13 protein-coding genes are annotated in these 12,760 nt (G+C 38.7%); all 13 read right to left on the reverse strand.

What is annotated here, in order from left to right:
* Window positions 1-3: 3 nt before the first annotated feature.
* Complete coding sequence (locus POF52_RS07460; protein WP_271991503.1) at window positions 4-807, reverse strand: endonuclease I family protein; 804 nt, start codon at window positions 805-807, stop codon at window positions 4-6.
* Complete coding sequence (locus tag POF52_RS07465) at window positions 804-1,763, reverse strand: S8 family peptidase (protein ID WP_047930890.1); 960 nt, start codon at window positions 1,761-1,763, stop codon at window positions 804-806. The genes POF52_RS07460 and POF52_RS07465 overlap by 4 nt, the downstream gene beginning before the upstream one ends.
* Before the next feature lie 200 nt (window positions 1,764-1,963).
* The gene (locus POF52_RS07470) at window positions 1,964-2,704 is read right to left on the reverse strand and encodes a DsbA family oxidoreductase (RefSeq protein WP_034653288.1); all 741 of its coding nucleotides are present in this window, start codon (window positions 2,702-2,704) and stop codon (window positions 1,964-1,966) included.
* Window positions 2,705-2,846: 142 nt separating this feature from the next.
* A complete protein-coding gene (locus POF52_RS07475; protein ID WP_271991510.1) occupies window positions 2,847-4,103 on the reverse strand; it encodes an alkaline phosphatase in 1,257 nt (418 codons plus the stop codon).
* A 140-nt stretch (window positions 4,104-4,243) separates the two neighbouring features.
* The gene (locus POF52_RS07480) at window positions 4,244-5,224 is read right to left on the reverse strand and encodes a DUF3231 family protein (RefSeq protein ID WP_013082423.1); all 981 of its coding nucleotides are present in this window, start codon (window positions 5,222-5,224) and stop codon (window positions 4,244-4,246) included.
* A 251-nt stretch (window positions 5,225-5,475) separates the two neighbouring features.
* Window positions 5,476-5,703, reverse strand: a complete 228-nt coding sequence (locus tag POF52_RS07485) for an HAD family phosphatase (protein WP_016763541.1) — start codon at window positions 5,701-5,703, stop codon at window positions 5,476-5,478.
* 18 nt (window positions 5,704-5,721) lie between these two features.
* Window positions 5,722-6,534: a BtpA/SgcQ family protein gene (locus POF52_RS07490; protein WP_271991515.1), complete on the reverse strand. Its 813-nt coding sequence runs from the start codon at window positions 6,532-6,534 to the stop codon at window positions 5,722-5,724.
* 84 nt (window positions 6,535-6,618) lie between these two features.
* The gene (locus tag POF52_RS07495) at window positions 6,619-7,944 is read right to left on the reverse strand and encodes a GntP family permease (RefSeq protein WP_016763539.1); all 1,326 of its coding nucleotides are present in this window, start codon (window positions 7,942-7,944) and stop codon (window positions 6,619-6,621) included.
* Between the two features lie 79 nt (window positions 7,945-8,023).
* Complete coding sequence (locus tag POF52_RS07500) at window positions 8,024-8,740, reverse strand: GntR family transcriptional regulator (protein WP_016763538.1); 717 nt, start codon at window positions 8,738-8,740, stop codon at window positions 8,024-8,026.
* Between the two features lie 11 nt (window positions 8,741-8,751).
* A complete protein-coding gene (locus POF52_RS07505; RefSeq protein ID WP_271991520.1) occupies window positions 8,752-9,768 on the reverse strand; it encodes a sugar kinase in 1,017 nt (338 codons plus the stop codon).
* A complete protein-coding gene (gene dagF, locus POF52_RS07510; RefSeq protein WP_271991523.1) occupies window positions 9,761-10,516 on the reverse strand; it encodes a 2-dehydro-3-deoxy-phosphogluconate aldolase in 756 nt (251 codons plus the stop codon). Before dagF ends, POF52_RS07505 begins: the two co-directional genes overlap by 8 nt.
* A 1-nt stretch (window position 10,517) precedes the next feature.
* Window positions 10,518-11,621, reverse strand: a complete 1,104-nt coding sequence (locus tag POF52_RS07515) for a DgaE family pyridoxal phosphate-dependent ammonia lyase (protein ID WP_034653304.1) — start codon at window positions 11,619-11,621, stop codon at window positions 10,518-10,520.
* A complete protein-coding gene (locus POF52_RS07520; protein ID WP_057274610.1) occupies window positions 11,599-12,699 on the reverse strand; it encodes an amidohydrolase/deacetylase family metallohydrolase in 1,101 nt (366 codons plus the stop codon). The genes POF52_RS07515 and POF52_RS07520 overlap by 23 nt, the downstream gene beginning before the upstream one ends.
* Window positions 12,700-12,760: the final 61 nt, after the last annotated feature.

A 12,760-nucleotide genomic window follows, 5' to 3' on the forward strand; every position in this document is an offset into this window, starting at 1 on the left:
ATTTTAGAAAGCAGAACTCATTAACGCACCTGCTTTGTCAGGAAAATCGATAAAAGGATTTCGGTTGCCTTGCAACTCAAAGATTGCTACATTGCGATGTTTTTCATAAAGTGAAACAGTAAATTCTTCATGCCATTTTAGTAAAAGAGGAAGATCTACTCGCGAAGAGTCAATTTTATTATGATAGCGAATTAAAAAATAAAGAGTTGATCGAGCCACAATTCCTTTTCCATATTCAGGTTCAAACTTACCTTTTTCTGCTTTGCCACATCCTTCTTTCACATCTGATTGCTTTACTTCCGGCGTATAATCCGCGAAGTCAATATAAGAAGAATTACCTCTTCGGCTGTTGCAAGAAGGTTCACACGCAAATAAATGATGCAGGTCACCTCTCATAGGCTCGTGTTTTCCAAACCAAGATTGCGGGACAACGTGCTCACAGTTTAGCAGTATGTCATTGCTTGAAAGAGAGGAGTTACTAAACGATTGAAGTTGATCAATATCTTGCTGTATAGTTTCTAACGGATCCATCCCTTTCCCTGAGTATAGACTTTTCAGCTCCCCATTCTCCTGTAGATCCACCCATGGATATACATATTTATGCGGCGAATAACTTAGCAAATGCTGATGCGTTTCCGTTAACAAAGTTTGCATGGCTTCTCTTTCAAAGAGCGTATCTTGATAATAAAGATTTTTATTTTCTTCATCCGTCTTTTCATCATAATAACTTCGATTGTTTACGTATTCGTGATAAAGAGCTTTTGCCTGCTGCTTTTCCATCATTAACATATCTAAACTGCTTGTCATCTGATCACCTCTGAAGTCATTTGACTTTGAATTTCACGCAACAGCTTTTCAACAACGGTCAAGTGCACAAATCCGTTTCCTACTTCTCTTGGTGATTCATTTAATGGAAGGGTTCTTCTGATTAACTGTGCATAAAGCTCTGGTTCTGTAAGTTCTCTTCCAAACATTTCATTTGAAAGAACTTTTATCAATCCTAAGGCCCCTGCTACGTGAGGTGTTGCCATAGAGGTTCCGCTCAGTGCGGCATACTTTCCATTCAAGTAAGTTGATACGATCTTCTCTCCCGGAGCTACTACATCTACTTCGTTGTTTGAGTTGGAAAATACCGAAGATCGTTTCTCTAAATCAACAGCTCCTACGGTAATCACTTCATTATATGAGCCAGGGTACGCAAACTCATCTGTGGAGCCTTCTCCATCTCCTTCATTTCCCGCTGCGCAGACAACTAAAATATTCTGATCAACAGCATCTTGAATCGCTTCATGCAGCTCAGGCACATCCGACGGACCTCCAAGCGACATCGAAATGATATCTACTTTTTGCTCGATGGCGTAGTTAATACCTTGAATAATCCACTCGTATTGACCTGAACCATTTCCATCAAGTACTTTTAGGATAAGTAAGCCCACTTCAGGAGCCACTCCTACAACACCCGTTCCATTATGCGCTGCTGCAATTGTGCCTGCTACGTGAGTGCCGTGACCATTATAATCTTGAAAAATATCTGGATTTTGCTGATCATCTTGTGTAAAGTTTTTTCCTCCAATAATTCGCTCCTGCAAATCTGGATGTGTAACATCACAGCCGGTATCCAAAACCGCTATGGTTATTCCCCGTCCCTTTGTTTGCTTCCATACTTGCTCTGCTCCAATTAGAGCGACTCCTTCTGGGACTTCATTAAATTGATTCAATTGTTCAACTACTTGAAATGGGATAATGCGCACTTTGCTTTTCATTCAGATTCCCCCTGCAGGATTAAATGGAAGCTAGTTCATGGTGGGATCACTTTTAATCGCTTATTTTTGGAGCTTACTCATCGAGGTTTGTTGCTTCTAAACTTATTATAACACAAAAACAGAACGTGTGTTTGTATTTTTGTGAATTTTTTTGCAAATAAATAAAAAGCAGAAGCGAAATTTCCGCTTCTGCTTTTTATTTATTGTTGGTTTTTAGAGGAATCAGGAACGGCACATTGACCATCTGCACAAAAGGCATCATCTGCGCCTTCTGGAGAAAGGCTCTTCAAAGCGGGAGTCGGATTTTCTTCTTCCCATACTTGTTGGAGAGCTCCTACAAATGTTTCGACTGGCTGTGCACCTGAAATCGCATATTTTTGATTAACAACAAAATATGGAACACCGCTAATGCCATATTGCTGAGCCGTTGCTTCATCACTGCGCACTTCATTTGCGTATGCGTTTTTATCCGCGAGAATTTGACGTGCTTCTTCTCGGTCAAGACCTGCATCTTCTGCAACAGCAACCAGCGTCTCTTCTTCACCTAGATGTTTTGATTCAGTAAAGTATGCATATAAGAGTTTTTCTGTAATGGCTGCTTCTTTTCCTTGAGCTTTTGCAAATTTAGCTAAGCGGTGAGCATCAAATGTATTAGTTGGCTTCATATCGTCAAAATTAAAGGATAAGCCCACACTAGCTGCCTGCTGCCCGATACCTTCATTTGCTTGTTTTGCTTGTTCAATGGTCATTCCATATTTAGCAGCAAGAGCTTCATTAATCGTTTTGCCAGTATTAACTGGGGCATTTGGATCTAGCTCGAAGCTTTTAAATTCAACCTGCACATCATCTTTGTGTGCAAATTGCTGAAGCGCTTGTTCTAATCGGCGCTTTCCAATATAACAAAAAGGACAGACAAAATCTGACCAAACTTCTATTTTCATTGTGACACCTCTTCAATTCAAGATAATTCTTATCGTAGCATACCTTTGAAGAAACTCCATCATAACTTGCTCAAACAAAGCAAAAACACCGTGTTGATTTACATACTAAGTGTATTCAATCAACACGGTGCTTTTATCTCACCTATTTTAAATTCATTGCTTTTAGAAGAGCATCATGTAAATACGTATTTTCATATACTCCGGTAAATCTTTCTGAGCCGGCACCCATTGCATTTAAAGGAACGTCTGATGACGTATGCTCTTCAGTTGTCCAATCCGCAACGAACTGCTCTTTTGAATGAGCGATTGCAAATGGCCCATCTTCTTTTGATACTTCATCTCCACCGTTATCTTTATTGTCTACTTTTTCAATTGCTAAACCTCCGGTTGCATGGTCAGCTGTTACTAATACGAGAGTGTCTGGGTGTGTTTTAGCATAAGCTTTAGCCATCTTCACCGTATCATCAAGCTGCTTACCTGCTTTAATCATGAGTTCAGCATTATTATTATGAGCCATTTCATCAATGGCCTCCTCTTCTACTACAAGAAAGAACCCTTTTTTATTTTGTGATAGCGTATTGATTGCTTTTTTTGTCATGTCTTTTAGAGATACTTGAGGGTTGTACACATCACCTTGGCCTTCAGGAGCTTGTTGAAACATTTCTTCATTAGCAAACAGACCAAGCAATTTTGTTCCCTTAGCATATTTTAATTCATTTTTGTTATTAACGTACGTATACCCAAGTTTTTGTGCTTTGTTTACTAAGTTTCCGTGCGTTCCTTTGCTTCCTTCAGTTTTATCTTCTGGCGGGGCATCTGAGTGTGCACCTTCATTTCCTTTTGTGTACCAATAATCTTCTCCGCCACCTAGAATCACATCTATCTTACTGTTTTCAAGATACTGCTTCGCGATGTCACTTTGAGCACTTCGATCTTTAACATGTGCGCCAAAAGCAGCTGGAGTTGCGTCTGTTACTTGACTTGTTGTCACAAGCCCCGTCGTTTTCCCAGCTAATTTTGCTTTTTCTAAAACTGTTTGAACAGGCTTTCCTTTCATATTTACGCCAATAGCGCCATTATAACTTTTAACTCCTGAAGCCATGGCTGTAGCAGCTGCTGCAGAATCCGTAACAAATGAATTTCCTGAAGATGTATGGACTCTCCCTACTGCCGGCATATCATCCATTGCTAACTTTCCATTTGCTCCTACGGCGGCCAGTCGGATTGCATCACGATGGTCGGTACCCATACCGTCTCCAACAAAAAGAATAACATTTTTAGCTTTTTGGTTATTTACGCCTTTAGCTGCTTTAGCATCTGTTGGTGAATTTGTTCCAAATGCCAGCGCTGCTACAGTTACCGCTGATAATACTGCCGCTCCAATTGCACGTTTTTTCATTGTTTACACCCTTTACTGTTTATTATTGACATAACTTAACTGTACACGCAGTCTGTTAAATCAACTTGAATAAAAGGTTAAAGGTGTGTAAAGATATATAAACTTCCATTTACAATGCATGAAAGAGGCTTTCATTTTAGCTAATCCATACTTGGCGGAACTTCAAGCCAGCCTTTTTTAATCATAATTTCTGTTGCTTCGCTTGCATATTGAAACGCATCTTCTCCTATCAGCATCATTTTAGCCACAATATCTCTTCGAAAACTAAATGCTGCTCCAAACGCCTGACTTCCGATACTGAAGTTACTTAGTAAAATATCGCATGTCAGCATCAAACGATCCGAAAAAGCAGGCGTTTCAGAAGTGGTTATGCTTCCTGTTGAGGCAACAGAAGGTGAAATATCGTCTTGTATAATTATTTCTTCAAGTCGCGTAATAATTTTTTTACTGACCTCTTTTCCTTTCAAAAAATGCTTTTTCACTTCGGTATCCTTAGCCGTTTGAGAAAAAGCCTTCATTAACTTCATCCCGACAATGTTTGTTTCGACTCCATGATAAATCTGCGCTAGCTCCATCGTATTTAGTACTCTTTTGTCCGCAAATACATTTAAGCCGCTCAGATATTTTCTATCTGAAACAAACTCAACGGTAGTTGGCATTGGAATATAGGGTGGGCGTGATAAAATTCCTTTTCTCAATAAGTACTGCGTACAGGAATCGTAGCACTCTTGCGTAATTTTTGTTAAATCCTGATAAAATTTCACCACATCTTCTCTGTAGGCCTTGCCTAAACTTAATGTATACATCCCCATACTAATTTCTTTGATGACACGAAGAAACATAATATCAAATCCATTAGTAAATAGTTTTGGAGCCTGTACGTTTACGTCTTGAGATGAAAGCCCGGTTGGCACTACGGCTCCTTCTTTTTCAAATATTGTTTTTATTTTTCGTATGTATATAATAAGCTGCTCACGCAAGTCCGTCATAATTGTTTTAGCATCTTCATCATCCGCATGTTCAATCATATAATCTAACAAGCAAATAATTAACGTTTTCTGCTGATATGTCATCCACAGCGTTCCAATTTCACTTGAGGTAATACTAGGTTTGTCAGGCACTGTTACTTCCCTCCGCTTCTTCAGCTTTATTGAGTGCTTTTATTGTTCAAAAGAGAACATACTCATTGTACGTTTACTTATCATTATGCTATCCAACATTCTTTTTTTTATTTAAATCTCTAACAAACAGCTTTTCAGGCAACAAAAAACAGCTCCGATTACAGAGCTGTTTTTACGTTTAATTTGTATAGTTAAGATTCTAATTAATATGAAAAGGCTCGTTTTTTATTAAATCGTTGCTACAATAAAAGTTAATTGACCAGATAGTTTGTATTCTCCAAATTGGGTGAGGACAGTGAAAATTGCTCTTTTAATATTGTCCATTTTCTTTTAGCTGTTCCTCCAATGAAATTGAGCTGTGTATCCTCATCTACTTCTATTCCTAGCTTTTTAAAGATATCTTTATTACGGATGCGGTATACAGGTTCACTGTCGACAATTACGCCATCCATATCAAAAATAAAAGCTAATTGATTCATCTTTACCCCTTCTTTCGTTTAAAGATTGTCACGAAAAACTTTTACTTTGTCCATGAATTTTTTTACACGATCAACATCCACATGGTTTTCAAATTTGCCGTCGTATTTAAATGTTGTACCTACAACTGCCCCATCAGCAATGGATAACTGTTCTTTGAAATTAGTGAAATTAACTCCTGTATTAACAAGTAGAATTGTATTGGGAACAGCCTCCTTTACGCGTATTAATAACTGCACGTCCGTCTTGGCCCCTGCTGTTAATCCAGATACACATAGTGCATCTGGTCTATTATTAAATACCGTAGATGCAACAATACTTTCAATTTCCCGCTCAGCCAAATACGCAGCAGATTCAGGGACAACATTATATAATAATTTAACGTTTTGTGCCCCAATTCGATGCTGATGTCTAATTGTTTCTCCAACGTTGGTATTCCAAGTACCAAAATCACTTGCATATACGCCTGTAAAAATTTCTCTAACAAAATTAGCCCCTGTAGCAGCCGCTAAATCCAAAGATTTCTTAGCATCCCACAATACATTTACCCCAAAAGGCACTTTAATTTCCGACATCAATTCACCTATAATTCGGGCCATCGCAGCTACAGTTTCCGTTTTAACATCCGTTAAATATGGCATGCTAAACTCATTTGAAAACATAATGGCATCCACTCCGCCTTCTTGAAGAGCATGCAAATCCTTTCTTGCCATTTCTACCACATAGTCCATGCCTTTTTCATTATTAAAATATGGATCTCCGGGCAACGGTAACAAGTGACACATAGCAATAATAGCTTTTTCTGTTCCAAGTATTTCTTTTAACCAGGTCATATACATTGCCTCCTTATTCTACAAATACTATATTTCAAGTCAACTAGTAAACCTCCTTCCAAAATAATCAGAAGGAGGCAATTTTTAAATAAAAACATCAAATAATAGAACGCCTCCAAAAGCAATAAACGAAAGCAGGGTTTCTAGTACCGTCCATGTTTTAAACGTCTCTTTTACTGTTAGACCTAGATATTCTTTTACTAGCCAAAAGCCTGCGTCATTTACATGAGAGAACATTAGTGATCCTGCTCCTGTCGCAATAACCAGCAGTTCCAGATTGACTCCAGACATATGCACAATGATTGGTGAAACAATGCCCGCAGCTGTTGTTAATGCAACGGTTGCCGATCCTGTAGCAATACGAATTAATCCTGCTACCATAAATGCTAAGACAATAGGAGAAAGCGATAATTGCTCAGACATTTGAGCAATTGATGTACCTACACCGCTATCAATTAAAATTTGTTTAAATCCCCCTCCAGCTCCAATAATTAAAATAATAGATCCGACCGGAAGTAAAGATTCTTCCACTAATTTTTTAATCACATCTTTCTTCATTCCCTGACGCATGCCCAAAAGATAAAATGCGGCAAAGCAAGAAATTAAAAGTGCGATGACAGGGCTGCCGATAAATACAAAAAATTTAGTTAAAAAGCTAGAAAGCGGTATATACGGAGCCATAACAGATAACACCATTAATAACACAGGTAATAAGATAATGAAAAATGAAATACCTGTGTTAGGTAATTTTTCAGATGAAGTGCTGACACGAATTAATTCAGGTTCCCCTTCAGGAATCACACGTTTATGCACCCATTTTGCGAATACAGGACCTGCTACTATTGCTGCTGGAAGAGCAATAACCAATGAATAGAGCAAAACTCTTCCTAAGTCTGCATTATATATTCCAATGGCTGTCATCGCTCCTGGATGGGGGGGCACCAGACCGTGTACAATCGATAGTCCTGCAATTACAGGCAGTGCAATTAGTAGAATATTCTGTCTTGTTGTTTTATGAATAGAAATTACTAACGGCAGTAAAATAACAATTCCGACTTCAAAAAAAACCGGAATGCCTATTATAAAGCCAGCAAAGAGCATCGCCCACGGCAACTTTTTGATTCCAAAAAACCTAATAAAAAACTCCGCGACCTGCATGCCAGCACCTGAGTCTGACATCATTTTTCCTAAAATCGTTCCAAGCGCCAAGATTCCAACAAGGTGACCTAAAACACTGCCGACTCCTGTTTCATAAGCTCCCACAATTTTGTCCATTGAAAGCCCTGACATAATAGCCAGAAATAAACTGGCAACGGTTAAGCTGATAAAAGCGTGCCACTTCCACCAAGAGACCCCTAATACAACAATAACAATGGCTAGGCATGTCACAAGCAATAGATACATATCCATACTAAATTCCTCTTTTCACCCATTTAGTAAACGCTCTCATTTTTTCAGGCGAAAAGAATATGTATTCTTCTCGCACTTCTTAAATATCGTAATTCACAATGTATTGCTGCATCTCTGTATTATAATAGCCCTCACTGTATTCGATGATATTTCCTTCTTCATCATATGAATACCGTGATCTTTTTAATAGCGCTTCTCCGGCCTGCACATTCAGTCTTTCGCCTACATAAGAATCAGCTTTTGCAACAGCAAACTGATCTCGAAATTTCTCCAATGTAATATCCTGTTCTTCAATCAAATCGTATAACGATTGTGCATTTAAGTGTGTTAATTCTATCCCTTCCATGCGCTGCATGGTTAAATAATGCGTGTAATGAATATAAGGTTCATTATCTAAATAGTAAAGACGTTCTATTCGAATGCATTGCTCACCGAACAGCTTATATAAAGTTGTTTCTGGTGCATTTTCAATTGTCTCTGCCCCAAGCAGCCTTTTTTGAATGATATGCCCTTTTTCCACCAACACTTCGGTAAAGCGTTTTCCTTTTGACAGCCTTGAAATGGATGTATTTCGAATAACTTTTGTTCCTTTACCGCTTTTTGTTTCTAAATATCCATCTTTCACAAGTTCTTTAATAGCATTTCGAACCGTAATTTTACTTACTTGAAATTCCTCTTCCAGCTGCGGTTCAGAAGGAATATTTGTTTGAATGGGATACACGCCATGCAAAATTCGATCTTTTAAGATATTTTTTATTTGCAAATACAATGGTCCTTTTTTTCGAGATACGTTCACTATTACATCCTCTACCTTTCTACATCGCCTACTGATTCTGTCATCGCTTTTTGTATATCGTACTGGGATGACATAGGAGTATCGCCTACGATTGTATGAGCAAGCATTCCCGCTGTTACAGCGAATGCAACAGTCTTTTCTATCGAAAAGCCCTCTAACTCGCCATATAAAATGCCGCTTGTATAGGCATCTCCTGCGCCTATTCTATCATAGACAGAAAAAGTAATCGTATCAGAAAATGTAAATGTATGATTTTTATATATAAAACCGCACAAAGAGTGCTTATTGTCCTTATTAATAGATCGGTGCGTACCGGCTACGACAGAAAGATCGTACTTCTTTGCCACCTTTGGAATTAGTTTCATCAGCTGCGCTCTTCTGCTTGTTTCTTCTGTTTCCATCTTAAGAATGTGCATAGCATCTTGTTCATTCATCATTACGATATCTGCAAGGTACAGCATATCTTCATAATGAGGTTTTGCACTTTCATATCCTCCATCTCCCCATAGAGATGGACGGTAGTTACAGTCAAATACGACCATACCACCGCGTTCTTTTACCGCTTTGGCAAATGATTTCATATGGAACCGGACGGAATCATTCATTGCCAGAGAGATTCCGCAAAAATGCATCACATCTACTTTCTCCGCAATATTCTCAAAATCATATATGCCTTCAGGAGCTCTGTTGAAGCTGCTTTCTAAACGGTTGGTATATGTAACCCGGCTAGATCGGGACCCAAACCCATTTTCTAAAAAATACATACCGACATGTTTTCCGCTGCGTTTAATAAATGACTGTGAAATACCTAACTTTTTAAGATAAGATACAGCCGCATCTCCCACAGCGTTATCCGGTAAAGCAGAAATCAAATATCCCGTATATCCGAAGTTAGCTAACCCCGCCGCTACATTTACCCCTGTACCAGAAAACGAATAGCTTAATGTATGAGCTTGAGAAAGTAATTCATATCCTGGTACTTGTAAACGCATCATTACCTCTCCAAATGCTGCAAAATTCTTAGCCATGCTGATCAACTAACTTTTTCATCTTTTCAAGAAGCTCACGTACATCATTTACTTTTGTCTTTCCTGTTTTCTGATCAATAATTGACGAATAAACATGCGGAATAATTTTTGGAACGTCTGCTTCCAAAGCAATACGCAAAATTGTTTCAAAGTTTTCTTTATCAATTCCGCCAGTTGGCTCTAAAGCGAATCCTTCTTCCCCGCAAGCGTCTGCCACAGCTCGGAATTCCTCTTCATAGCTTAACCCTTTCATAGGAAAATACTTGAGCGCGTTTCCTCCCATGTCACGTACTAGGGAAATAGCTGTTTTGACCGGTACAATAGCTTGTTCATCATGCGCTGCACTAACTGGGCCAGTCGAAATATTTACGTAGCCGACTTTGCCGGTTGGGGACACTAAACTATTAATCCAGCTATCCTTTTCACTTAGATTAGCACGTGTTGCTCCAACAGCAGGAAATACTTGATTAATATGACTGCCAGCATAATTCTTTGCAATTTCTGCTACTACAGCTGCCTGACGATTGTCTCCAGCGCCTAAACCGATTGATACTGCTTCTTCAATTTCTTTTCCGTATTCTTTCATTGCTTTTACTGCTTCTTCGACAGTAGAATAATCCTTGGATAACACGCCTACTAAGACATGCCCTTCTGCAGCCTCAAATACTTCTTTGGCATTTTCGATACTGTTTGCTAATACGTTTAACGCTGCGCGCTCTTTATAAAAACGTTTTGTAATGTTTGACATGTCACTTTCCTCCTACAATTTCGCGTATTCTAGACTCAATTACATGTATATCGTCGCCCTTTAAAGGTCTGGGATCGATATCAAAATATCCTTGTCTTATCCCATAATCGCGTGTATAAATAGCAATTTCACCTTCACACAACTCTTTTACAACCTCTTTCGCAGTTGTATTAGCCCGTTCTGGACTGATTTGAATTCGTGCACGGAATATAGCTCGACCTGCTTCATCTTGTACAATTGTCACATTCACGCCTTCTATATCTTTTAATGACATCAATGCTTGTAAACTTTCTTTTTCTTGTTCACTTTTATCTTTTTTCTCGCGATACTCATCAAGAGCTTGAAGTAATCCAAACGTTGTTTCCTTACCAACTTTCATACTTCTTCCAATGCAATGTAATTGAACTTTCAACCATTCAATGTAGCTACGTTTACCACCAACAATTCCAGATGTTGGACCTTCAATTGCCTTTGAACCACTATAAATCGCAAGGTCTGAGTATTTTACATACTTTTGAAGGTCTTCTTCTGCCGCGGCATCCACAATCAATGGAATATTATTTTTCTGTGCAACTTCCCACGCTTCTTCCACAGAAATCATATTTTTTTGAACAGTGTGATGAGACTTCACATAAAGGATAGCAGCTGTATTTTCGGAAATCGCTTCTTCAATATGAGTCGCTCTACCCTCATTAGCATAGCCAACTTCAATAAGCTTTCCGCCACCTAAATAAACCATGGTTTCAACTGGGGCCCCGTACTGTACGTTATGACCTTTCAGCATAATAATTTCATTTTTGGAGATGACCTCTTGATGAAGGCGCTCGCTTTTACGGCGGTTTCCTTGTGTAACAAGAGCAGCAATAGAGAGAGCAATTCCACTTGAAGCTGAGTTAACAACCACAGCTGCTTCTGATCCTAGAATGTCAGCAATATAGTCACCTGCTTTACCAACTAAATCAGCAATCTCAACGTAATTTTGTCCTCCTTGCTTCATTGCATCCATTACTGTATCAGTTGGTGCTGATACTCCTAAGATGCTCATTCGGCCGCTCGCATTAATTACTCGTTTCAAGCCATATTTAGCATTCAATGAACGTTCCATTTACAACTACTCCTTTTGCTTTAATTATTTGCTTACCTTCTCTCTGCTCTCCTTCGGAATCAATAAACAGAACAGGCTCGTCTTCTATAGTAAAGAGAGTTAAATTGGCACGGTCTCCAACTTGTATCCTTCCTAACTCGGGTCTGTTAAGCCATTTTGCCGCATTAACAGTAACACCATTAACTACTTCTTCAAGGCTGTATCCTAAATAAAGAAATTTAGATAATACATGAGCTAAGCTATATACAGGCCCATTTAGTCGGTTCTTCCGATAAATGTCTGTACTGATTGTATCGAATTTAACATTATGCTTTTTGGCAGCTTCTGCTACTTGAAACGAAAAGCTTGCATTTCCATGCCCTACATCCAAATGAACACCTCGTTGGATGGCCTCCATTAGGAGTGGAAGCGGCTTTCCTTCATTATCAAATAGATTATTAGCTTTTCCATTCAAATAGTGAGTAATAATGTCTCCTTTTTCTAGAATCGAAACAACTTCCTCAATAGCAGGAGGGCCAGATCCGATATGAACCATTAATGGAAGTGAAATTTCACTAGACATTTTTCGAGCAAAATATAAAGGCTCAATACCCCTTTTACCTACTACACTTTTACTTATACGGGCTTTTAAACCTACAATAATGCTTCTATATGCTTTCATGGCTTCCAAAATTTTTTCCGCTTTTAGCCACTCCATATTTGAAAGCTCATCTGTGCGTTTTAGACCAATACGCGAAATATTTAAAAACGCTAACAAATTAGTTTTTGCTGCATATTGGCTTTGAACTAAATCTGCTATTTGATCAGCACCGCAGCTACCTGCATCTACAAGTGTTGTTACTCCTTGTTTCACTCCTATCTCGTCTATCTCATCTCCATACGGCTCGAAATCTGGAAATGCATGAACATGTAAATCAATCCATCCGCTTGATATGTAGGTTCCTGAGTAATCATAAACAAGCGGTGCTTTTCCTTCACCAGCTTTTGCTATCTCAGAGATTTTTCCATTTTCTATAACAATATCAAACTCTTTTTCAGTGACCGATTTGACATTCCGTAATAGAAACCGATTCTCCATTTCGTTCACTCCCCTTATGATGACGCTTACACTAATGTTAATTATTTTTCTGCTTTTACAA

The sequence above is a fragment of the Priestia sp. AB genome (assembly GCF_028369225.1).
GTDB lineage: Bacteria > Bacillota > Bacilli > Bacillales > Bacillaceae_H > Priestia > Priestia megaterium.